The 21,543-nt window shown below is 61.3% G+C and carries 17 protein-coding genes, 1 tRNA gene and 1 pseudogene; 5 read left to right on the top strand and 14 right to left on the bottom strand.

The genetic code is table 11. The annotated features are described in order from the left end of the window. Positions 1–93 precede the first annotated feature (93 nt). From ACQ4WZ_RS16970 to ACQ4WZ_RS16960, 3 genes are all read right to left on the bottom strand, one after another. A complete protein-coding gene (locus tag ACQ4WZ_RS16970) occupies positions 94–594 on the bottom strand; it encodes a hypothetical protein (protein WP_101482901.1) in 501 nt (166 codons plus the stop codon). A gap of 63 nt (positions 595–657) precedes the next feature. After that, a complete protein-coding gene (locus tag ACQ4WZ_RS16965) occupies positions 658–1,404 on the bottom strand; it encodes a M56 family metallopeptidase (protein WP_436574030.1) in 747 nt (248 codons plus the stop codon). A gap of 7 nt (positions 1,405–1,411) precedes the next feature. Beyond that, positions 1,412–1,828, bottom strand: coding sequence for a GNAT family N-acetyltransferase (locus ACQ4WZ_RS16960; RefSeq protein WP_101482899.1), 417 nt, complete (start codon positions 1,826–1,828; stop codon positions 1,412–1,414). A 145-nt stretch (positions 1,829–1,973) separates the two neighbouring features. On the opposite strand from ACQ4WZ_RS16960, the gene ACQ4WZ_RS16955 reads away from it, so the two are divergent. Both ACQ4WZ_RS16955 and ACQ4WZ_RS16950 read left to right on the top strand, forming a co-directional pair. Continuing rightward, the gene (locus tag ACQ4WZ_RS16955; protein WP_436574029.1) at positions 1,974–2,366 is read left to right on the top strand and encodes an Imm10 family immunity protein; all 393 of its coding nucleotides are present in this window, start codon (positions 1,974–1,976) and stop codon (positions 2,364–2,366) included. Positions 2,367–2,435: 69 nt separating this feature from the next. Next, complete coding sequence (locus ACQ4WZ_RS16950) at positions 2,436–3,014, top strand: NnrU family protein (RefSeq protein WP_436574028.1); 579 nt, start codon at positions 2,436–2,438, stop codon at positions 3,012–3,014. 201 nt (positions 3,015–3,215) lie between these two features. Here the strand turns inward: ACQ4WZ_RS16950 and ACQ4WZ_RS16945 are convergent, their stop codons facing one another. Then, positions 3,216–4,616 (bottom strand): aminotransferase-like domain-containing protein, encoded by a 1,401-nt coding sequence (locus tag ACQ4WZ_RS16945; protein WP_436574027.1) that lies wholly within the window; start codon positions 4,614–4,616, stop codon positions 3,216–3,218. 273 nt (positions 4,617–4,889) lie between these two features. Here ACQ4WZ_RS16945 and ACQ4WZ_RS16940 point away from each other — a divergent pair, with 273 nt between their 5' ends. Continuing rightward, the gene (locus tag ACQ4WZ_RS16940; protein ID WP_101482896.1) at positions 4,890–5,135 is read left to right on the top strand and encodes a hypothetical protein; all 246 of its coding nucleotides are present in this window, start codon (positions 4,890–4,892) and stop codon (positions 5,133–5,135) included. A 527-nt stretch (positions 5,136–5,662) separates the two neighbouring features. Here ACQ4WZ_RS16940 and ACQ4WZ_RS16935 read toward each other — a convergent pair. Then, positions 5,663–5,749, bottom strand: a tRNA-Leu gene (locus tag ACQ4WZ_RS16935). Positions 5,750–5,939: 190 nt separating this feature from the next. On the opposite strand from ACQ4WZ_RS16935, the pseudogene ACQ4WZ_RS16930 reads away from it, so the two are divergent. Further along, positions 5,940–6,200, top strand: a pseudogene (locus ACQ4WZ_RS16930) (SDR family oxidoreductase); the annotation flags it as partial. Positions 6,201–6,240: 40 nt separating this feature from the next. On the opposite strand, the gene ACQ4WZ_RS16925 reads toward ACQ4WZ_RS16930, so the two are convergent. Both ACQ4WZ_RS16925 and ACQ4WZ_RS16920 read right to left on the bottom strand, forming a co-directional pair. Next, positions 6,241–7,557: an enoyl ACP reductase FabMG family protein gene (locus ACQ4WZ_RS16925; protein WP_101482895.1), complete on the bottom strand. Its 1,317-nt coding sequence runs from the start codon at positions 7,555–7,557 to the stop codon at positions 6,241–6,243. Positions 7,558–7,821: 264 nt separating this feature from the next. After that, positions 7,822–10,182 (bottom strand): DNA polymerase II, encoded by a 2,361-nt coding sequence (locus ACQ4WZ_RS16920; protein WP_436574026.1) that lies wholly within the window; start codon positions 10,180–10,182, stop codon positions 7,822–7,824. A 146-nt stretch (positions 10,183–10,328) separates the two neighbouring features. Between ACQ4WZ_RS16920 and ACQ4WZ_RS16915 the strand changes: the two genes are divergently transcribed. Beyond that, positions 10,329–12,008, top strand: coding sequence for an AMP-binding protein (locus ACQ4WZ_RS16915; RefSeq protein WP_101482893.1), 1,680 nt, complete (start codon positions 10,329–10,331; stop codon positions 12,006–12,008). A 74-nt stretch (positions 12,009–12,082) separates the two neighbouring features. On the opposite strand, the gene ACQ4WZ_RS16910 is transcribed toward ACQ4WZ_RS16915, so the two are convergent. From ACQ4WZ_RS16910 to ACQ4WZ_RS16880, 7 genes are all read right to left on the bottom strand, one after another. After that, the gene (locus ACQ4WZ_RS16910) at positions 12,083–13,063 is read right to left on the bottom strand and encodes a choice-of-anchor A family protein (RefSeq protein ID WP_101482892.1); all 981 of its coding nucleotides are present in this window, start codon (positions 13,061–13,063) and stop codon (positions 12,083–12,085) included. Between the two features lie 196 nt (positions 13,064–13,259). Next, positions 13,260–14,984 carry an ArnT family glycosyltransferase gene (locus ACQ4WZ_RS16905; protein WP_133989228.1) on the bottom strand — a complete coding sequence of 575 codons (1,725 nt, stop codon included), beginning with the start codon at positions 14,982–14,984 and terminating at the stop codon, positions 13,260–13,262. Between the two features lie 154 nt (positions 14,985–15,138). Next, complete coding sequence (locus ACQ4WZ_RS16900; RefSeq protein ID WP_010401544.1) at positions 15,139–15,408, bottom strand: type B 50S ribosomal protein L31; 270 nt, start codon at positions 15,406–15,408, stop codon at positions 15,139–15,141. Between the two features lie 214 nt (positions 15,409–15,622). Next, positions 15,623–16,885, bottom strand: coding sequence for a transcription termination factor Rho (gene rho / locus ACQ4WZ_RS16895; RefSeq protein WP_034746249.1), 1,263 nt, complete (start codon positions 16,883–16,885; stop codon positions 15,623–15,625). A 155-nt stretch (positions 16,886–17,040) separates the two neighbouring features. Continuing rightward, the gene (gene trxA, locus ACQ4WZ_RS16890; RefSeq protein ID WP_071075390.1) at positions 17,041–17,367 is read right to left on the bottom strand and encodes a thioredoxin TrxA; all 327 of its coding nucleotides are present in this window, start codon (positions 17,365–17,367) and stop codon (positions 17,041–17,043) included. Positions 17,368–17,670: 303 nt separating this feature from the next. Further along, entirely contained in the window at positions 17,671–18,129 is a 459-nt protein-coding gene (locus tag ACQ4WZ_RS16885; protein WP_101482890.1) for a response regulator, read from the bottom strand. Between the two features lie 71 nt (positions 18,130–18,200). Next, positions 18,201–21,524: a PAS domain-containing hybrid sensor histidine kinase/response regulator gene (locus ACQ4WZ_RS16880; protein WP_133989229.1), complete on the bottom strand. Its 3,324-nt coding sequence runs from the start codon at positions 21,522–21,524 to the stop codon at positions 18,201–18,203. Positions 21,525–21,543 lie beyond the last annotated feature (19 nt).

The following is a 21,543-nucleotide window of genomic DNA, read 5'->3' as shown; positions in this document are numbered from 1 at the left end:
CCTTGCCCTTCCAGTGGTCTGCATCGGCGTCGGCAGCATCGTGTCGGCACTTCTTTGTGTGACGCAACAACGCTGGCCGTGGCGGGAGTTCACTTAATTGTAGGGCTGCAAGTCCAGCCACACGGCATACGACAGGCGCTTGCCATTCCACAGCCCGCCGCCGCGAATGACGGCATCGCACGAGGTCAGCTGGCCCACCAGGTCCTGGCGGCCCAGATTGCGGCGCAGGCGCAGGGCGTCGTTGTGCGACAGGTAACCCACCAGCTGGCCATCGATGAAGACGGCGATGGCCTTGTCCTGGAACGGATTGGCATCGTCGCAGACGAGCAGGGCCAGGCATTTTTCTTCCGCGTTGCCAGGGCCGTGCTCGCCGGCCAGTTTGGCGATGGCGGGCTGGTACATCGATTCGTTTTCCACTTCCGACGCAAAGCGCCCCTCGTCGTTCCAGTGATGTGCAGGGGCACCGGGAGGAATCGCCGGCACGTACTGGCGCACCGAGACGAGCGGCTTGTGCAGCGGTTTCACGGGTGTGCGGCCGCTGAAGACGTAATACAGCAGGGCGATGACGATGACGATGGCAAGCAGGTAAAGCATGGTATCTCTCTGATTTCTAAGGTGGGAACCGGGGCGCGGGCGGGCTGCGCGGCGTTGCCGCTACTATAGCAAGTTCGTCGCCTGCTTCCGGGTAAATCTGGCCATCAGATGGCGGCGCCGGCGCAGTGCGCGCGGGGCGTTCAGTACGATAGGCGAGGCGCCCGTCAGCCCCGAATAATACTGGCCGTGCTGGCGCAGGACGATGGCATAGTCGCGCAGCGCGTGGCCGTGCGCCAGCATGCGTGCGTCGCAATCGACTTCGATGGCAAAGCGCAGCCGGTGCAACTGCCACCACAGGGGCAGGTTCCACGGCATGAGCACGAGCAATGCGTAGGCCAAGGCCAGCAGCTGCGGGTCGCGCGCGGCCAGCCGGCATTGCGCGTGCGCCAGCAGCAGCGCCTGCTGCCGGGGTGGAATCAGTTGCAGCCAGACGGGCATCACGATGCGGGGCCGCAGCAGCCCCGCCACGCAGGGGCCGATGCCGCCGCTCAGGAAGACGGGTGTACCCAGCAGACTGGTCTTTTGCCAGCGGCGCTGGTGCGACAGCAGCCAGGCGCTGCGCAGCGCCAACAGCAGTAGCATGCCCACCGACAAGACAAACCAGCCCAGTTTCAGCTGCGCCTGTTCCGCCGGCATGGCCGCCAGCACGCCCGGCAGCCATGCCAGGGGTACGATGACGGACGCGGCAATGGCCGCCAGCCACAGCCAGCGCGTCGTGCGCCCGCGCCGCTGCAGCAGGCGCTCGGCGCGCCAGGCGCCGGCCGACAGCAGCAGCGCCAGCGCCATGCTGCATAGCAGCCAGGCAGGCATCGGGCGCCTAACGCTTCAGCGCCATGCCGACCGAGGCGGGCGCTGTGTGCTTGAAACCGAACTGCGCATACAGGTCTTGCGCCTGGCCATCGGCGATCAGGCTGACATACGCGCTTTCCGGCACGTCGCTGTCGATGAACTGGCGGATTTCGCGCATGATCAGCTTGCCCAAGCCCTGGCCCTGGTGGGCCGGCAGCACGGCGATATCGACCACCTGGAAGAAGCAGCCGCCATCGCCGATGACCCTGCCCATGCCCACCACGGTGTCGCCGTGCAGCACTTGCACGGCAAACAGGGAGTGTGGCAAGCCCTTGGCCGCTGCCTCCGTGGTTTTCGCGCTCAGGCCGGCGGCAACGCGCAGCTGCTGGTAGGTGGCGACCGGGGGAATGGCCAGGCGGGTGGTGTAGGGCGATGCTGCGGTCAAGACGCTCTCCTGTGAATTGGTTGGAGCGGTAATTATAGGCGGCGATGCGTTTCCAGGGCGGCACGCTTTATTCGCCGGCCCCTATGTCGTCCGGGGCGCTTTTGCGCTATGGTGGCGTCATCCCCCTATTTGTTGAAAGCACGCCATGTCCGCAGGATTTACCGCCACCGAATTGTCCGTTATTAATGAAGACGACGCCCTGATCACCACCCTGGCCGCGCCAGCCGGCAAAGGCGAGCCCGTCTACCTGATGCTGCAGCGCGCCGACAAGTATGACGAGCAGGACGTCGCCATGGGCATGGACGAACCCTATATTGAATATGGCGGCCAGGAATTTGCCTGGTATGGCCACATGCATGCCGTGATCCTGCATCCGAACCGCCTGTCCGTGCAGATGGATGCCGAGGCGGCCATGCAGATGGATGACGACGGCCAGATCGACGTGCGCTTTAATTTGACGCCCGAGCGCTACGCCCAGCTGCAACAGGCGTTGCGCACCACGTTCGAGGGCTGCGACTATTATCGCGAGGAACGTTGATCTGCGTGGCCGGCACCGGTCATGGTGTCGCGTATGCTCGATAGCTGGTATTGACTGCGGGAGAAGACGATGACGGTGCTGATACTCGGTTTGTTGCTGTTCCTGGGCTTGCACTCGGTGCGCATTGTCGCCGACGGCTGGCGCAGTGCCCAGCTGGCGCGCATCGGCGAAAAGCGCTGGAAGGGGCTATATTCGCTCGTCGCGTTTGCCGGGCTGGGCCTGATCATCTGGGGCTACGGCCTGGCGCGTCAGCAACAGTTGGTCCTGTGGGCGCCGCCCATGGGCTTGCGTCACGCCAGCGGCCTGTTGATGCTGTTCTCGCTGATTTTATTGGCGGCGGCCAATGTACCGCGCAACCGCATCAAGACCTGGGTGCACCATCCCATGCTGCTGGGCACGCAACTCTGGGCCGTGGCGCATCTGCTGGCCAACGGCAGCCTGGCCGACGTGTTGCTGTTCGGCGGCTTCCTCGCCTGGTCGCTGCTTGATCTGTATGCCGCCGTGCGGCGCGACCGCGCGACCGGCGTGGCATACCAGGGCGGCACCGTGACAGGCACCCTGATCGCCATAGTCGCGGGCTGTGCGCTGTGGCTGCTGCTGGCATTCTGGTTGCATGGCGTGCTGTTTGGCGTGCGGCCGTTTGGCTAGCCGGATGCGGCAGCTTCCCTGCTGCGGTGTCCGCTTGAATCCGCACCCCAAAGCGGACATTGTGCTGCACGGCCAAGGTAGTTTTCTTCCAGTCTGTTCACTGTCGCGCCTGATCTCACGATAAATAAACACGGAGACAGCAAACCAATGGGCGACCGCATTGCCATCACTCCCGGATGCAGCACGGTGTTTCCAGGACAGTCAAACCACCGCGGCGCTGAATGACTCGGGTCGTCGCGCCAGCAGGTGAGACAGCCGTTGAAGGCCCGCCTGCAAGCGTCCACGGTCCTTGATGCACCCCAAAGAAATCCGAATTGCATTCACGGAGACGCTGCCAGTTGCGAATGCCTCCGCCGGCGTGACTGCGATGCCGGAGCTAGCGGCTGCACGCGCAAGCTGCAAGGAGTTCCAATACGCCGGCAACTCGAGCCAGACATGCAGGCCGTCTCCAAAGCCGCTGTACCGCCCCGCCAGAATATCCCGAGCCATCCGGTGGCGCAGGCGCGCCTCCTTGCGTACGCCCTCCATCAATCCGTCGGCCGAACCGTCGAGTATCCACTGCGTGGCCAGTGCGGCAGTCAGCGGAGCGACCATCAGCGCAAATGATCTTAGCGCGACCAGGAAGCGTTCGCGTTCGTGCGGGTCGCGTATCAGCACGAAGGCGACACGCAAGCCAGGCGTCAGGCATTTCGACAGGGTTGAGATGTAGACCACCTGTTCCGGGGCAAACGTGGCAATAGGAGGTGGCGGGGCATCGGCAAGGAGCCAGTAGGGATCGTCCTCGACGATGCGTACATTGCAGCGCTTCGCGATGCTGGCGAGCTCACTGCGCCGGCCTTCCGGCATGGTGATGGCGGTCGGGTTCTGTAATGTCGGATTGAGGTAGACCAGCCCAGGCTTGTGCTGGCGGCACGCTTCCTCAAGCCTCTCAGGCACCATCCCATGCCTGTCCGCTTCCACCGCAATGATGTGCCGGCCGAATTGGGTCGCTGCGGCACGCAAGCCGGGATAACTGCTTGGCTCTGCCAGGATAACGTCGCCAGGCTCCGTCAGCGCAAGGATCAATGCGGCGATCGCCGCTTGCGCACCCGGACAGACGACAACCTGTTGAGAATCCAGATGTCCAAACATCGGTGCCAGCCATTTGGCTCCAGCCTTGCGGTCGGAGTCGCTTCCCCCGCCCAAATGGTAAGTCATCAGCAATTCATTGTCTGCCCTCATCAAGACCTGGGACAAACCTTGTTTCAACATGTCGTCGAAGTCCACGCCATCCGGCGGTGGCGGCGTATTCATGCTCAGGTCGAGGATAGCGGTCAATTCGACCTTCGGCGCCGCGACATAAGTGCCTCGCGCGCCGCGGCCTTCCAGCAAGTTGCGGCGCCTGGCTTCGTCATATGCGCGCGTGATCGTCGTCAGGTCGACGTCCAGCTGTGCTGCCAACTGGCGCTGCGTAGGCAGGCGGTCACCCGGTGTCAAAGATCCGTCTGCCACCGCCGCCTGCAACGCATCGGCAATCTGCAAAAAGCGTGGCCCTCTGTTCCCGGCCAAGCGCGGCATCCAGATAGGTAAATGTTCATCTTGTATGGTTTTCAACTGGGACATTTTGTCTCAATGTATGGAAATTGTTTTTAAGTAGTATGCATCAGAGCGTGCAGTAACACCATCCTTGCATGGCAGTTGCTGACGTTTTCTCCTCTCTCATCTGCATTCGGCAAATCACTACGCTCGATGCCATTGTTATTTCATAGCTAGATATAATGAAAGATTCAAACAGGATGCCTGTGGGATGGTTTGAACAGAAGCTGCGGAAGCAGCGTTTTGAGGTAGTGCTCCTCACGATGGATAGTGTCAAGTAATAGACTGGAAATACTCAAAATGATAGATTGGACCCCTATAGTCTTCGTTACGTTCAAGGCTCTCGTGCTCAGCATTGGCATGTTCTTCGCCATCAAGTGGCATTACGATCAAGGCAAGAAGGATAAGGATAAGGCGAAGCAGAATCGCGCGGTGCTGCGCGCAAGCAGCAAGGTGGTCGGAGTCTTCGTGCTATCGCTCCTGGCCCTGGGGATCGTCACCTTTGTCGTTGTCAGTATGGTCGGTTTGGACATGACCCTCCCCTGAGGGTAAAGAATCGTCGGCCGATATCCAGTGATGCGGCAGCAATTCGCCGATGCGGCTCGGGCAGCATCGGCAGGCGGGTCAGCGCTCGCCTCGGCCCATCAGCATCGCTGCGGGCCTATTCATCGGCAAGCCATGAGGCTTTGCATTGAGGTGCTTCATGGCCCTTGCTCCGGGCATTGGCAAATTGCCGCTGGAATGCGTTGGCGTTGTATTTTCTGAGCGGGTCTGCTCGGTGGCATTGGGTTGGCGCGGTCTATCTTCACCACACACCATGCGAGATCAAGTTGAGGTCGCCCCTGACCGTAGGCCCCCATACCGATTCAAGACGTATACGTCGCTGCGGCACAGTAGCGCTTCCCCTTCGACCGCTCAAGCAGCGGCTTCTGTGGCTAATCATTGCGTAATGACCAGCTGTTTCTATCGGGAATAATCGGTATTGTTCGGAACGAACAGGCAAGAAAAAAGCCACTAAATCCTTGATTTTATTGGATTTAATGGCTTTGTCGGTACTTCTTCGATTTGTTCTGTGGTGCCGGGAGCCGGAATCGAACCGGCACGCTGTTTCCAGCGCGGGATTTTGAGTCCCGTGCGTCTACCTATTCCGCCATCCCGGCAACGCGAGACGCATTATCACTGATTTGTCACAATCTGGCAAGTTTTATGCTTGGCGTGTGTTTTACATGAGCATTGAGCATCCTTGAACGTGCCGGTTCCAGCACAGGAAGCGGAGTGCCGCGCCTGGCCAGCCGTCTCGTCGTGTCCCTTCATTACCTGGATGGATATCCCATGCAACAACTGGAAAGCATCCGCGTGTATGCCTTGTTGCCGGGAGGGGCAGATACGCCGACGGGGCGCGCGGTGGCTGCCACGCCCTAGGGGGGCGGGCTTGCATGCATTGAAGCGCCTGGTCTCGCCGGACGCAATCGCCCGCTCGGCGCTGTACCTGGCTTCCGATGCGTCCAGCTTCACCACCGCACGGCGCTGCTGGCCGATGGCGGGGTATCCGTCGTGCGCGCGCAAGAGATACGTAATGCGGCGCCGGAAACGCCGACGGCCCGGGGATGAGCCGGGCCGTCGGTGTCTTGCAGCTTGCGCTACATCAAGCTCAGTTGTGAACCGAGTTCAGCTGACGCGCGATGATGTCGTGGTTAAGCCAGACGACGGGCGCTTGCGGCTCCGACATGGCGTGGAACATCAGCGGGCCCGTGCCTTCCAGCACCAGCGAGCTCAGGTGGTCCGTGATCAGTTCCTTGCGGTCCTTGTGCAGCTTGGTAATGTCGTCCGAGGTGCCGATCATGACTTCGGCCAGCTCTGGCGTGTTGTCCATCGGCCAGGCGGCGAAGTTGCGGAACTGCACGCTGGTGGCGTCGCCGTTGTAGGTGGCGATACGGTCGAGCAAGTCTTGCAGCGAGACACCGTCTTCCAGCAAGCCCTGGCAGATTTTCCATTGCTCTTCGGCCCAGGCGCTGCCGCCTTCTTTTTTCAGTGCGTCGAGCAGGGGGAACAGCGACAGTTCCACGCCGACAAAAATGTCGGACGAATTCGTGCGGATTTCCGGGCAATTGAAGACGGTGGCCTTGATGCCTTTTTCCCACGCGGCCTTGGCCACGTTTTCCAGGCGCATCTTGGCCAGGCCTTGCGTATAGTTGCTATACGTTTGCCACTGGTATTTGCCGTCGATCAAGATCTCGGTGCCGTGGTAGCCGTAGGCGCTGTAGCGCACCTGGCCGCCCGTTTGCTCGATGCGAGCGCGGATGGCGGCGCTGCCGTCGATCAGGTGCTGCAGGGTGTTGGCCGTGACTTCGTCGAAGTTCATCAGGATCAATTTGCCCAGGTCGCTGTCGAGCAGGGCGCGCGAGGACATGAAGCGCTCGCCGCGGCCCTTGTAGATGCGGTTGGCGATCGCCAGGAAGACTTTGACTTTGGGAATGCCGCCAGCCATGGTGTGGGCGAAATACACATTGCTGCCGTCAGGAATCAGGCTGTCCAGCTCGGCCATGGCTTTCGCCACGGAAGCGCTGAAGCGGGCGATGCCTGCTTCGCGGCAGCGTTCGATCTGCGCCCAGTCCAGCTTGTCTTCTTGCCAGCTTTTCAGGGTCATGTCGGCCAGCAGGGCCGTCGGCGTCGGCTCGCCGGCTGGCGCGTCGAGGTCGAAACCGGCCATCAGCGGCACATTGATGATGCGGCCGCCCAGGTTGGCTTCGGCTTCCGCCAGCTCTTCCGCGTTCAGTGGGCGCAGCGCCATGTTTTCATCGCGGCGGCCGACCGTCATGCCGACGATATTCATCCCCGCCTTGCGCGCTTCGTCCAGCAAGCCATTCACATAGCCGCGGCCGAACAGCTCGCCGAACAGCACAAAGGTGTCGCCCTTGCGGAAGATATTTTTTTGCGGGATGTCTCTTAAGGACGTAATCTCGGTCATGGTGTCAATTCATTCAAAAATTAGCAGGGCAGATGGCTAGTGCTGCTGCCCGCTGGTTCAACATGGTTGTAAATTATGCGCCATTTCAGCTGGGAAAATCATGTTGCGAACGATTCTCGTCTGGAGCGGCATCTTCTTCTGCGGTGGAGCTCTTATTCTTTCGCCATGGCGTATTTTACGCTGCCGTGACGCGCAGCGCCTGCGGACTGGCCTGGCAGGCGCCGATATTACCTCAGCTTGGCCGTGCCGGTCAGTAAAATTGACCTAAAACAAATCCTGCTGGCCCGATACGAGGCGCGAAAAGTCGTCGCCCAGGAAGGGCAGTATCGCGTCGGCCACCGGCTGCAGCTGGCGCGTCAGGTAATGGTGGTAATCGATGGGCGAGCGCTGCGTTTCCAGCGGTTCCGGCCCGGCCACCGTGATCACATAACTGATCCATCCGCCATTCTGGTATTGCAGCGGCCGGCCCTGCGCCAGGTTGTAGGCGTCGGCCGTGCGCGCCGCGCGTACATGGGGCGGCACGTTGCGCTGGTAGTCGTCGAGGGGGCGGCGCAAGCGCTTGCGATAGACCAATAAAGCGTCGCATTCGCCGCGCACGGTGCGCGCCACGTAGTCGCGCACATAGTCCTGGTAGGCGGCGCGCTGGAAGATGCGCCGGTATAACTCTTGCTGGAATTGCTGCGCCAGCGGCGTCCAGTCGCTACGCACCGTTTCCAGGCCCTTGTAGACCATCTCTTCGCTACCGTCGGGCTTGCCCACCAGGCCCGCGTAGCGCTTCTTGCTGCCTTCTTCCGAGCCGCGGATGGTGGGCATCAGGAAACGCCGGTAATGCGTCTCGAATTCCAGCTCCAGCGCATTGTCCAGGCCGAATTCCTCGCGCAGGTGCCGCTCCCACCAGGCATTCACGTGCGTCACCAGCGCGCGGCCGATCTTGCCAGCCTCTTCGTCGCTATGCGCCGTTTTCAGCCACACAAAGGTGGAATCCGTGTCGCCATAGATGACCTGGTAGCCCTGTTCGGTGATCAGCTCGCGCGTGCGGTGCATGATGTCGTGGCCGCGCAGGGTGATCGACGAGGCCAGGCGCGGGTCGAAGAAGCGGCAGCCGCTGGACCCCAGCACGCCGTAAAACGCGTTCATGATGATCTTTAGCGCTTGCGACAGCGGCGCATTGCGTTCGCGCTTGGCCGCCTCGCGCCCTTGCCACACCTGTTGCACGATGGCGGGCAGGCAATGTTTCACGCGCGAAAATTGCGCGCCCCGGTAGCCCGGCACGGTATCGGCTTCGTCGCCGCTCGTGCCCACCACCAGGCCCACGGGGTCGATCAGAAAAGTGCGGATGATGGACGGGTACAGGCTTTTGTAGTCGAGCACCAGCACGGAGTCGTACAGCCCCGACTGGGAATCCATGACGAAGCCGCCCGGGCTGTTTTCGCCGGACACATCGCCCAGGTTGGGCGCCACGTAGCCCTGCCGGTGCATCAGTGGCAGGTACAGGTGCTCGAAGGCGGCCACGGAGCCGCCGCTGCGGTCGGCTGCCAGGCCCGTCACGCTGGCCCGTTCCAGGAGAAAGGTCAGCAACTCGGTTTTCGCGAAGATGCGCGTGACCAGTTCGCAATCCTTGAGGTTGTAGCGCGCCAGCGCAGGTTTATCCTCGCGGAAACGCCGGTCGATCTCGGCCATGCGCTGATAGGGATTGTCGATGGACTTGCCTTCGCCCAGGAGCGTCTGCGCCACGTTTTCCAGGCTGAACGAAGAGAAATTCCACGTCGCCGACTTCAAGGCTTCGATGCCGTCGATGATCAGCCGTCCCGCCGCAGCGGCAAAATAGTGTTCCTGCTTGCCGCCATGCTCGCGCCATTCCATGACGGCGCCGCCGCGTCCCAGCCGCAAGGGAATTTGATAGCGCTCGGCATGTACCTTGAGCACGCGCAAGTCGAACTGCACCAGGTTCCAGCCGATGATGGCGTCCGGATCGTGGCGTTCCATCCAGGTGTTCAGGCGCTCGAGGATCTGTGCGCGGCTGTCGCAGTATTCGAGGTCGAAATCGAGTGTCTCGTCGCCGCCGTTTTGCGGCCCCAGCATGTAGACCTGGCGCTGGCCGCAGCCTTCCAGCGCCAGCGAATACAGCTCGCCATGCGCCGTCGTCTCGATATCGAGCGACACCAGTTTCAAGGTGGGGCGGTAGCCGGGCGCCGGCTTGAGCTGCACTTCCTGCAGTGTTTCTCCCTTGAACGATACCGGCGCCGTGATGAAGCGCTCCATCAGATAGCGCTCGGGCGGGCGGATGTCGGCTTCGTACACATCGATGCCGTGGGCGCGCAACTGCTTTTCCAGCTTCAGCAAATGCCGGTATTGCTTGCAGTACAAGCCCAGTACGGGGCGGTGGTGGAAATCGCTCAGCGACAGGGGCCGCAGCTCTGCATGGCGCTCGCCGCGCAGCAGCAGTTCCGCCTGCTCGCGCTGCTCCATGGGAATAAAGGCGACCGCCGTCTGCACGGGCAGGCGCACGTGGCGGGGGCCTGCATCCGTTGCCAGCCAGAAATCGACCTCGGTGCCGGCGCTGGTATCGCGCCAGTGGCGGGTCAGGATAAAGCCCTGTGCGGGAGGGGGTACTGTGCTGTCCATGCCTTCGTGTCCGTGTCGTGCCCGGATAATGTGGCACCGGCCTGCACATTACAGCAAGCCGGTGCAGGGCGGGGGTGGTTGGGGCTATAATTTTCAGCATCGAAGACGATAACAAGAGCGCGTCGCGCCATTACCCTGGAGACAGCATGCAAGCAATGAGTTATGTACATGGCGCCCACGAGACACCGTTGATCGGCGAAACGATAGGCGCTTACCTGGACGCCATCGCCGCCCGCTATGGCCAGCACGATGCCCTGATCGTGGCGCACCAGAACGTGCGCTGGACGTATCTGGAATTCCAGCAGCGCGTGCACCGCCTGGCCGCCGGCTTGCTGAAGCTGGGCTTGCAGCCGGGCGACCGGGTCGGCATCTGGTCGCAGAATTGCGCCGAATGGGTGCTGACCCAGTTCGCCACGGCGAAAGCCGGCTTGATCATGGTCAACATCAACCCCGCCTACCGGCGTTCGGAACTCGAATACGTGCTCGACAAGGTGCAGTGCAGCGCGCTGATCCTGTCGCCCAGCTTCAAGTCCAGCGATTACCTGGCCATCGTGCAGGACGTAGTGCCTGAGATCGCCCGTTCGCGCGCGGGCGCCCTGCAGTCGCCGCGCCTGCCCCAGTTGCGCCACGTCATCCGCCTGGGCGCGGCCGCCACACCGGGCATGCATAACTTCGATGCCTTGATGGAGGGCATCTCCGACGCCGACCTGGCGCACCTGGAAGAAGTCAGCGCTACCTTGCAGTTTGATGACGCCGTCAACATTCAGTTCACGTCCGGCACTACGGGCGCGCCGAAAGGCGCCACCCTGACGCACCACAATATCCTCAATAACGGTTTTTTCATCGGTGAAGCCATGCGCCTCACGCAACAGGACCGGCTGTGCATCCCCGTGCCCCTGTACCACTGTTTCGGCATGGTGCTGGGCAACCTCGCATGCGTCACGCATGGCGCTGCCATGGTGTTTCCGGGTGAAGGCTTCGACCCGAAGGCCGTGCTGGAAACCGTGCAGGCCGAGCGTTGCACGGGTTTACATGGCGTGCCGACCATGTTCATCGCCATCCTCGATCATCCTGACTTCAAGCAATACGATTTGTCGAACTTGCGCACCGGCATCATGGCCGGCTCGCCCTGCCCGATGGAAGTCATGACGAGGGTCATCGAACTGATGCACATGGCGGAAATTACCATCGCGTATGGCATGACGGAAACGTCGCCCGTCAGCTTCCAGACATCGATCGAAGACCCGCGCGAAATGCGCGTGTCCTCGATTGGCCGCGTCCACCCGCACCTGGAAGTGAAAATCATCGATGCGGAAGGGCGCATCGTGCCACGTGGCGAGAAAGGCGAATTGCTTACGCGCGGTTATTCCGTGATGCAGGGCTACTGGGGCGACCCGGAAAAAACAAACGAAGCCATCGATACGGCGCGCTGGATGCACACGGGCGACCTGGCCGTCATCGACGAGAACGGCTTTTGCAGCATCGTCGGCCGCTCGAAAGACATGGTCATCCGTGGCGGCGAAAATATCTATCCGCGCGAGGTCGAGGAATTCCTGTACCGCCACCCGAGCGTGCTCGACGTCCAATGCGTTGGCGTGCCGGACGCCAAGTATGGCGAGGAGTTGTGCGCCTGCATCATTCTGCGTCCGGGCACGCAGGCCACCAGCGAGGATATCCGCGCCTTTTGCGACGGGCAGATCGCCTATTACAAGATTCCCCGCTATGTGCGCTTCGTCGAGGAATTTCCCATGACGGTGACGGGCAAGATCCAGAAATATTTGTTGCGCAAGCAAGTCGCCACGGACCTGGGTCTGAGCGCGGAATAATCGTTTCGCCAGTCCATAAAAAAACACCGGGACGCTTGCGCGGCCCGGTGTTTTGCATGGATTCAGCGTGAAGCTCAGGCCAGTTGTGCTTGCGGCGCGCGCGCTGGCGTGCGGCGACGCATGAATGCCAGCAAGCCCAGGCCGGCCAGCAGCATGGCGTAGGTGCCTGGCTCTGGTACGGCCGATACGTTCACCGTGTTGAAGCCGGCGCCGTTCATCGAGACGTGGCCATAATTGATCGAGCTGACCGAATTGGCGATCAGGGTGCCGTTCAGGCTGCCCGAACCGGAAAACGCGCTGTTCGGCGCCAGGATGCTGCCGTTCACGCCTGCATTGGTCAGGCTGGTGGTGGTGGCATTGGCAAAGTTGAACAGCGTGCGGTCGGCGAAGCTGCCGAAATTGTCGAAGCCGCCACTCATGGTGATGTCGGTGGCCGTGCCGTTGATGATGATGCTGGCCGTGCTTTTCAGCGACGATACGTCCAGGGTCAGGTTATGCAGGTTCGACGCATCGATGTTGAAAATATTCACGTCGGCGTTGATGTCGCCCACCAGCTTGTAGCCGCCCGATTGCGAAAGCACGGTGCCGTTCGATTGCAGCTTGGCCACGTCGCCCGACAGGGTCGTCAGCTGTTGCTGGGCGGCTGCAAAGTCCAGGGTGGAGGCATTGCCCTTGCTGATATTGTCGCGTGGGAACCATTGTGGCGCTGTCAACGTGGCGTTGGGGTTGCTGACGCCATACACGGAGGAACCACCGATGGTGCCCCAGCCCGTGTTCAGGTCGCCGCCAGCAACGATCGCGTTGGTCGCGCTGCCTGGCTTTTTATTCGTGCCAACGTTGTAGTTGTCCAGGTAGATATTGCCGCCAGCGGCAATGCTGCCGCCGACGCTGGTGAAGCCGCTGGCACCGCTGCTGCCGATGTTGCCGAAGATGAAGGCCGAGTAGCCGTTGGCGACGCCGAGGTCAATCACGGTCGCTTGGGCCGAGGCGCTGAAGGAGAAGGCGAACAGGGCGGCGCTGATGAGCGGCAAGGTGCGTGAGGCAAAAAATGTCATAAATATTTTCGTAGTAATAGGGATGGAAGGGCGGGAAAGCAAGTACACCGCCATCGCGCTGGCCGACATTATAATATAAAAAGCAATTATAGTTCAATTTAGGTAATTGACTATATTTAAAGGCAACATTTTATCGATTATCGACATTGGCCAGGCGGGCAAGAAAAAACCGGGACATGCCCGGTTTTTTCGTGTGTTACCTGACGCGCTGATACAGGCGGAAACGTTCCACATCATCGGTGGGGCGGCGTCCTTCCCACAGCTTGATCCAGTCCGCGCCGTGGTGCTCGGGCAGCTGTTCCTTGCTGTCAGGAACCTTGATGCTGTCTTGTAACAAGAACACATCGCATTGCTGCTGCCCCACGCTGGCAAACGGCAGGTGGCCGTAGTAGGCGAACGAGGCGCGCTGGGCGCCGCCGACGTTGCTGTTGATGCACTTGCTGCCTGGCGGCAGGTGGACGGAAATCTGGTGCGCCACGCTGGCGTAGCTCTTGCTGTAGTTCAGCTCGGGCAAGAACAGCGTCATGATCAGCACCCAGATCAAAATCAGGCCGCCGGACGACAGCACCACGGCGCGCCACAGCACGGCAGGCTGGCGCGAGATGCGCCAGTGCACCAGCGCCACCCAGCCTGCGCTGGCGCTGGCGGCGACGAAGAAGGCCACCAGTTCCAGTTCAGGCTTGAATCCTGGCACCAGTTTCAATGCATTGTAGGCCAGGCGCGGCGGCCATCCCGTCAGGGTGGCGAACCAGAATAGCCACAGGACGAGGCCGCAGATGGTCAGCACCATCACGGAGAACCAGTCGATGGCGTTGATGGCGCCCCGTTTCATGGTCAGCAGGCCGAACGCGGCCATCACGGCCAGTGGCGGCAGCAGGGGCAGCAACTGGCTCGGTTCCGGGTCGGGGTGGAACAGGCCCAGGATGGCCAGCATGGCGACAAAGGTCAGTGGCACGACGATGTGCAGCACATGGTGCTGGCGGCGCCAGGCATACACGGCCCAGGCGGCGAACGGCCAGGCGGGCCAGAAGAACCAGATGCCGACGCGGAAGAAATATTGCAGGCTTTTCAGGCTCGGGGCGCTGAACTGGCGGCTATTCCACTCCATCCATGCCTGCAGCGGCGAATGGCCGTATGGCTGCAGCAGTTCGCCCGGCAGCAGCCAGACCAGGGCCAGTGCGATGGCCACGAGCACGGCCAGTGCCAGGTGGCGTACGCTGCGCAGCAGCGGCAGGCGCAGGAAGACGGTGCACAACAGCATGGCGATGCTCAGCGCCGCCGGCGTGATCCAGCCGCGCGTGAGTGTCAGGCCGCCCAGTGCCAGGCCCAGCAGCGCTGCATTGCGCACGGACGGACCCTCCACATAGCGCACGGCGCGGTACAGCAGGTAGGCCATCAGCGACACATGCAGCGCTTCGGCCGTGATGTCGTGGCTGTGCTGTAGCAAGCCGAGGCAGCCAAGGTAGATGAGCACGGCGGCATCGGCCAGGGTGCGGCCGAAATCGTCCGGCTCGGGCTGGCCGCCGAAGGCCAGACGCAGGGGCTGGGCATCGTTGCGGCGGCCCAGGTTGAAGGCGGTGTACCAGACGGACAGGGTGCTGACGACGAAGATGCCGATGGTCGACATGCGCGCGCCAAAGACGTCGCCGTCGATCCAGCCGAACAGTTTGATGAAAATGGCGCCCAGCCAGAAGGCCAGCGGGCCTTCCTCTGGCGAGGACAAGCCGGCCACGTTGGGCCACAGCCAATCGCTCAGGCCGCCATGTGCCATGGTCCACATGATGCCGAAACTGGCGGCATCATCGTTCTTCCACGGTTCGCGGCCGATCAGGCCAGGCAGGATGTACAGCAGGCCGAGCGCAAACAAGGCCCATCGTGGCAGCGCGAGTGTGGCAGCGGCGGGAAGGCGGACTGGCTTCATCGATAGTCGGTATCAGAAAAAAATGGCAAGACGCGACGAATGGCGTCGGGTATGCGCGAGTATAAAGTAAAGCGGCCAAAGACAAAAAAGGCAGCCGTAGCTGCCTTTTCTCTGGTAGCCGAAGCTGCCCTTTTTTGCCGCAAAGCGGCAAAAATCAGCCTGCTGCGACTGCGGTTTTCGAACCAACGGTACCGAACTTCTGACGGAACTTCTCGACGCGACCAGCGGTATCGACGATTTTGTGCTTGCCCGTAAAGAATGGGTGCGATTCAGCCGAAACCTCGATCTTCACCAGTGGGTATTCTTTACCGTCGTGGGTGATTTTTTCGCGGGTTTGGATGGTCGAGCGGGTAACGAATTTGAAATCGCACGACAGATCGTGGAAAACAACTTCGCGGTATTCTGGATGGGTATCGACTTTCATGGTCTTCTCTCTAGTTTGGTAGCCAAACAGCACTTCGTCGGTCGTCCAGCTTCTTGACCCGATTGCCGATCACTTGCCAGGGTTTAAAATAATGCAACCGTCGATTATATAGCGCTTTCGGGCGGACGGCAATAAAAAAGCCGCTCAATGAGCGGCTTTCGCGGGATGATCAACGGAGGGCTGGGGTCAGACCCGACGGGTCTGACCCCTAAAATCAGCCGCCGCGTCTCATCATATCGAAAAACTCTGCGTTGTTCTTCGTGGCTTTCATCTTGTCCAGAATGAACTCCATCGCCTCGATCTCGTCCATCGAGTACAGCAACTTGCGCAGGATCCAGATTTTTTGCAGTTCGTTCGGCTTGATCAGCAGTTCTTCGCGGCGGGTACCCGATTTGTTCAGGTTAATTGCCGGATAGACACGCTTTTCTGCCAGACGGCGTTCCAGATGCACTTCCATGTTGCCGGTACCCTTGAATTCTTCAAAGATCACGTCATCCATGCGCGAACCCGTTTCGATCAGCGCCGTGGCGATGATGGTCAGCGAGCCGCCTTCTTCGATATTGCGCGCGGCGCCGAAGAAGCGTTTTGGACGTTGCAGCGCATTTGCGTCGACACCACCAGTCAATACCTTGCCCGAGGCAGGGATGACGGTGTTGTAGGCGCGCGCCAAACGGGTGATCGAGTCGAGCAGGATCACTACGTCTTTTTTCATTTCGACCAGGCGCTTGGCTTTTTCCAGCACCATTTCGGCCACTTGCACGTGGCGCGTGGCTGGCTCGTCGAAGGTCGAGGCGACGACTTCGCCGCGTACCGAACGTTGCATTTCGGTAACTTCTTCCGGGCGTTCGTCAATCAGCAGCACGATCAGCGTGATATCCGGGTGATTTGCCGTGATCGCATGGGCGATATGCTGCAGGATCACGGATTTGCCGGATTTCGGCGATGCCACCAGCAAGCCGCGCTGGCCTTTGCCGATCGGTGCGATCAGGTCGATGATGCGGCCGGTGATGTTTTCCTGGCCATTCATTTCACGTTCCAGGCGCAGCGGCTCATTCGGGTGCAGCGGCGTCAGGTTTTCAAACAGGATGCGGTGTTTCGACATCTCCGGCGATTCGCCGTTGACCTTGTCGACTTTGACCAATGCGAAATAGCGTTCGCCATCTTTCGGGGTCCGTACCTCGCCCTCGATCGAATCGCCGGTGTGCAGATTGAAGCGGCGGATTTGCGAAGGGGAGATGTAAATGTCGTCGGTGGACGCCATGTAGCTGGCGTCAGGCGAGCGCAGGAAGCCGAAGCCGTCTGGCAGCACTTCCAGGGCGCCGTCGCCGAAAATCTGTTCGCCGGACTTGGCGCGTTTTTTCAGGATAGCGAACATCAGCTCCTGTTTGCGCAAGCGGGCTGCGTTGTCAATGTCAAGACCGATCGCCATCTCAAGCAGGGCGGATACGTGTAGGGCCTTTAGTTCGGATAAATGCATATGTGTTGAGTGTCCCGAGACGGGATGTAAAGGTAGGGGAGGGGACTGCGTGGCGTTGATTAATTATTGGGTAGGCTGTGCACGAATGATGGCAAAGCCGTTTCCCGGTCTATCCAGTCAGGCGGCGCTGCGGGCGCAGCGCTGCCTATCATACATTAAATGTTGCTGTCGACGAAAGCGGTCAACTGGCCCTTGGCCATGGCGCCCACTTTTTGAGCAGCTGCGACACCATCCTTGAACAGGATCAGGGTCGGGATGCCGCGGATGCCGAACTTGGCAGGCACTGCCTGGTTCGCGTCCACGTCCATCTTGGCGATCACGATGCGGCCTGCGTATTCCTTGGCTACTTCTTCCAGGATCGGGGCAATAGCCTTGCAGGGACCGCACCACTCAGCCCAGAAGTCCACCAGGACGGGCAAGTCGGATTTCAGGACGTCTGCTTCAAAAGATGCATCGCTAATGTGTTTGATATTTTCGCTCATATTTTCCTCAAATGAGGGTGGGATCAATAATGCCTGGGATTAACCATACGCTGGTTCGCCATCCATGCTTCCTGGAATGCAGCTAGCAGATGGGGGCAATGGGCACAAATTCAATATTCTTGGAAGGTGCGACCAGAGGTATGCAGGCGGGGATGGCTGAAATAATAACCCATTTTTTCAAAGCGTGGCGATTATTGCGGAAAAACTTGAAACATATCGCCACCGTGCGTGCCGGCAGGGCGGCAAAGCCGCATGCCTTCTGGCCCGCAGCGCCGCGTCCGCCCTCCCGGCCATCCTCCGCGCTCAGGCCTGTACGCTGGCCTGGCGGGCCGTGTGCTGCAGTTGCAAGTTCACCATGAGCTGCAATTCCGCGCTTTCCATCGGCTTGCGGAAGGTGCCTAATATATGCAGGCCATTGGCCACGGCCAGGCGTTCGGCTGCCAGGCGCACGGCCGAATGCAGGCCCGACAGCAGAACCACGCCACCGCGGAAGCCATTGTCCGCCGCCATGCGCAAAAATTCGATGCCGTCGATGTCGGGCATGGACAGGTCGCAGATCAGCAGGTCAGGCTGGTGCTGCTTCAGGGTAGCCAGCGCCTGTTCGCTGTGCGACTCGCAGCGGATGTCGAACGAGCCCATATGTTCGAGCATGTCGCTGAGCACGTCGAGCATGAAGACATCATCGTCCAGCAGCAGCACACGCAGCGGCGCCAGGCCTGCTTCGTTCTGTTCCCGGCTTGCTTGGTTTGATACAGTATTCATCGTCCTGTCTTCCTATTGATATGCTGCATCGTTGTCGATGCCGATACCTTGCCTCAACGCACTGGCGGTAGCTAATCGTCATTGGCAAAGCTGGTGTTATTCATGATTTGTTCGGTAATCTGTTCCAGCAGGGGCCACAGGCGCGCCACGATGCGTTGTGCCCGCTCAGCCTCGTCGGCCGGCTCGCCTGGCGCCAGGGTTTCCAGGTTGTGGCACAGCTCGGCCAGCCCCAGGGCCCCCACGGTACGCGCCGACGACTTGATGCGGTGCCCCAGTTCGCGTACCTGGCGCACGTCGCCGCGCGCCAGGGCCGCATCGATGTCGTCGAAGCCATCTTGCGTCGTCTGCAGGAACTTGAAGGCGAATTTGCGCACTTTCTCCGGGTTGTAGCCCAGTAACTTGGCCAGGATGGACAGGTCGATCACTTGCGGGTCGCCGGCCAGGGTAGTCTTGAAGGCGGGCGCGGCGCGGCTGCGTGCGGGAGGCGGCGGCGTTTCACGCGCCGGCAGCCAGCTGGCGATGGTCTGGTACATCATGGCCGGCTGGATCGGTTTGGAAATGAAATCGTCCATGCCCGCCTCCAGGCAGCGCACGCGGTCTTCGCTGGTGGCCGTAGCCGTCATCGCCAGCACGCGCAGATGCGCCAGTTGCGGGTCGGTGCGGATGTGGCGCGTCGCTTGCAAGCCATCCATCAACGGCATCTGCACGTCCATCAGCACGCAGTCGAACTGCGTCTGGCGCAACAGGTCGAGCGCCTCTTCGCCATTGTTGGCCAGGCAGACGGAGGCACCCGCTTCTTCCAGCAATTCCAGCGCCACTTGCTGATTGAAGGTATTGTCTTCCACCAGAAGGATGCGCGCATGCTTGAGCGTGCTCATGACCAGGGCGGCGTCGGCGCTGGCGCGCATGGCCGCTGCCGTCTGCGCCATGCTGTCGAGCATGGCCGGCGCCGCCTGGTCGGAAATGCCCAGGTTGGCCGTGAACCAGAAGGTGCTGCCGGCGCCGGGACGGCTGTCGACTCCCACGTCGCCACCCATCAGCTGGGCCAGCTGCTTGCAGATGGCCAGGCCCAGGCCCGTGCCGCCATATTCGCGCGTGGTGGAGGTGTCGGCTTGCTGGAAGGACTGGAAGAGTTTACTCATTTCATCCTGCGACAGGCCGATGCCGTGGTCGCATACTTCAAAGCGCACCAGACAGTGCTTGGCGTCCGCCACCACCTTGCGCACTTTCACGGTAATGCTGCCCTGTTCGCTGAACTTGATGGCGTTATTGGCGTAGTTGATCAGCACTTGCCCCAGGCGCAGCGGATCGCCCACCAGCACGGCCGGCAATTGCGGGTCGATCTCGAACAGCAGTTCCAGGTTCTTGCCGGCGGCGCGCGGCGCTACCACCGTCATCAGGGTTTGCACCACGTGGTCAAAACTGAAGTTGACGCGTTCGATTTCCAGCTTGCCCGCCTCGATTTTCGAGATGTCGAGGATATCGTCGATGATGCCCAGCAGGTGCTCGCCGGCAAAGCGGATCTTTTCCAGGTAATCGCGCTGGCGCGGCTCCAGGTCCGTTTTCAGGGCGAGATAGGCCATGCCGATCACGCCATTCATCGGCGTGCGGATTTCATGGCTCATATTGGCCAGGAATTGCCCCTTCGCCAGGCTCGCTTCTTCGGCCACTTGCTTGGCCTGGTCGAGCTGCTCGGTGCGCTGCGCCACGCGCTCTTCCAGATGTTCATTGAGTTCGCGCAAAGCGCTCTCGCTGCGCTTGTGATACGTGATGTCCGTCAGGCTGGCCACTACCATGCCCACCTTGCCGTATTCATCGCGGATGGCCTCGGTATTTACGGAGAGCCACGACAGGCTGCCGTCGGGCTGCTGTACGCCCATCAGCACGTCGCGCATGGCGACACCCGTCGACAGAGTGATGTGCACGGGATGGCTGCGCTGGTCGAAAGCGGAGCCGTCTTCGCGGATGGCTTGCCACAGGCTGTTGCCGGCCGGGCTCGCCGCCAGCATGCGCTCGGCGGCGGCATTGCTTTCCAGGATATGGCCGTGGCTGTCCTGCACCACCAGGCCGTTGGTGACGGCACCAAACACGGACGCCATGCGCTGGCTCGAATTCGACAGGGCGATCGACGCCTGGCGCCGTTCCGTGATGTCGGTAATCATCGCCAGCGTGCCGCCCGGCTCGCCATTGTCCGATTGAATACTGGTGCTCGACAGCAAACCCCACAGGCTGGACAAGTCCTTGCGGAAGAAGCGGAAGTCGACCTGGTCCGGCTGGCTGGCGAGGCTGCCATGGCTGGCCAGGCGGCGCTGCATCAGCAACTGGCTGTCGCGGTCCATGAAGTCAAGCATGGGACGGTGCAGCATTTCCTGCACCGTGTAGCCCAGCATCTGCGCCATCTTCGGGTTGACGAAAGTGGTTTTGCCATCCGCATCCGTCATCCAGATGCCTTCGGCCGCCGTCTGCACGATCAGGCGGTAGCGCTCTGAACTGGCGTGCAAGGCTTCCTCGGCGCGCTGGCGCTGCGTCATGTCGCGCAGCGAGACGATGGAAAACACTTGCCCAGCCATGCGCAGCGGCGACAGGCTGACCTTGGCGGGAAAGTGCGTACCGTCGCGGCGGCGCGCCATCATCACCCGGCCCGGCAGGCTGTGCCGCGATTGCGGGTCGCCCACGGAGTGGCTGGCCGCGCTTTCCGGCACCAGTTGCTCCAGTGACATGCCCGTCAATTCGGCCAGGGGATAGCCGAAGCAGCGCGCGCCGATCTGATTCGCGTAATGCACCTTGCCCTCGACATCGGCCACCAGCATGGCTTCGGGCGCCGCTTCCAGCATTGAACGCATGCGCGATTGCTCGTCCTGCTTGCGTTCGCTGATATCGCAGACGATACCGCTGGCCTGCGTGGCGGTGCCATCAGAGGCGCGTGCCAGCACGGCGCCGCGCGCCAGCAGCCAGCGCCAGTGGCCGTCGCTGTGGCGCAAACGGAATTCGCAATTGAAGGTGCCGTGCGCCTGGCCATCCAGATGCTGTCGAAATATAAGACTCAGGCGCGCGCGGTCGTCCCGGTGCACTTCGGCCAGCCAGCCGGCCAGTGTATGGTCGAGTTTGGCACTCTTGTCGCCCAGCACATCCTGGTACTGGGGCGCGAACTGCAAGCGGTCGGACTGGCGCCGCCAGGTCCAGCCAGTCAGGGCCGCGCCGCGCAAGGCTTGCCCGGCATCCTGTTCTGCCAGGGCATGTGCGGGCAGTAGCCGGCGGCGCAACTGCTGCCGCAGCCGCCAGGCTTGCCAGCAAGCCAGTCCCGCCAGGGCGGTGGCGCTGGCGGCTGCATATGGCCACAGCAGTGTCGGGGCCATGCCCTGTGCCGCCGCCTGCACCGGCAGCGAGAGTGCCATGCCTGCCGCCAGCATCGTA

It is taken from the genome of Janthinobacterium darwini (assembly GCF_051380905.1).
Classification (GTDB): Bacteria; Pseudomonadota; Gammaproteobacteria; order Burkholderiales; family Burkholderiaceae_D; genus Janthinobacterium.
This window is presented reverse-complemented; position numbering and strand designations above follow the sequence as displayed.

Coding starts and splice junctions, on each gene's coding strand:
- ACQ4WZ_RS16970 (WP_101482901.1), bottom strand. CDS start 594: ATGCTTTACCTGCTTGCCATCGTCATCGTCATCGCCCTGCTGTATTAC.
- ACQ4WZ_RS16965 (WP_436574030.1), bottom strand. CDS start 1,404: ATGCCTGCCTGGCTGCTATGCAGCATGGCGCTGGCGCTGCTGCTGTCG.
- ACQ4WZ_RS16955 (WP_436574029.1), top strand. CDS start 1,974: ATGTCCGCAGGATTTACCGCCACCGAATTGTCCGTTATTAATGAAGAC.
- ACQ4WZ_RS16950 (WP_436574028.1), top strand. CDS start 2,436: ATGACGGTGCTGATACTCGGTTTGTTGCTGTTCCTGGGCTTGCACTCG.
- ACQ4WZ_RS16945 (WP_436574027.1), bottom strand. CDS start 4,616: ATGTCCCAGTTGAAAACCATACAAGATGAACATTTACCTATCTGGATG.
- ACQ4WZ_RS16940 (WP_101482896.1), top strand. CDS start 4,890: ATGATAGATTGGACCCCTATAGTCTTCGTTACGTTCAAGGCTCTCGTG.
- ACQ4WZ_RS16925 (WP_101482895.1), bottom strand. CDS start 7,557: ATGACCGAGATTACGTCCTTAAGAGACATCCCGCAAAAAAATATCTTC.
- ACQ4WZ_RS16920 (WP_436574026.1), bottom strand. CDS start 10,182: ATGGACAGCACAGTACCCCCTCCCGCACAGGGCTTTATCCTGACCCGC.
- ACQ4WZ_RS16915 (WP_101482893.1), top strand. CDS start 10,329: ATGCAAGCAATGAGTTATGTACATGGCGCCCACGAGACACCGTTGATC.
- ACQ4WZ_RS16910 (WP_101482892.1), bottom strand. CDS start 13,063: ATGACATTTTTTGCCTCACGCACCTTGCCGCTCATCAGCGCCGCCCTG.
- ACQ4WZ_RS16905 (WP_133989228.1), bottom strand. CDS start 14,984: ATGAAGCCAGTCCGCCTTCCCGCCGCTGCCACACTCGCGCTGCCACGA.
- ACQ4WZ_RS16900 (WP_010401544.1), bottom strand. CDS start 15,408: ATGAAAGTCGATACCCATCCAGAATACCGCGAAGTTGTTTTCCACGAT.
- rho (WP_034746249.1), bottom strand. CDS start 16,885: ATGCATTTATCCGAACTAAAGGCCCTACACGTATCCGCCCTGCTTGAG.
- trxA (WP_071075390.1), bottom strand. CDS start 17,367: ATGAGCGAAAATATCAAACACATTAGCGATGCATCTTTTGAAGCAGAC.
- ACQ4WZ_RS16885 (WP_101482890.1), bottom strand. CDS start 18,129: ATGAATACTGTATCAAACCAAGCAAGCCGGGAACAGAACGAAGCAGGC.
- ACQ4WZ_RS16880 (WP_133989229.1), bottom strand. CDS start 21,524: ATGGCACTCTCGCTGCCGGTGCAGGCGGCGGCACAGGGCATGGCCCCG.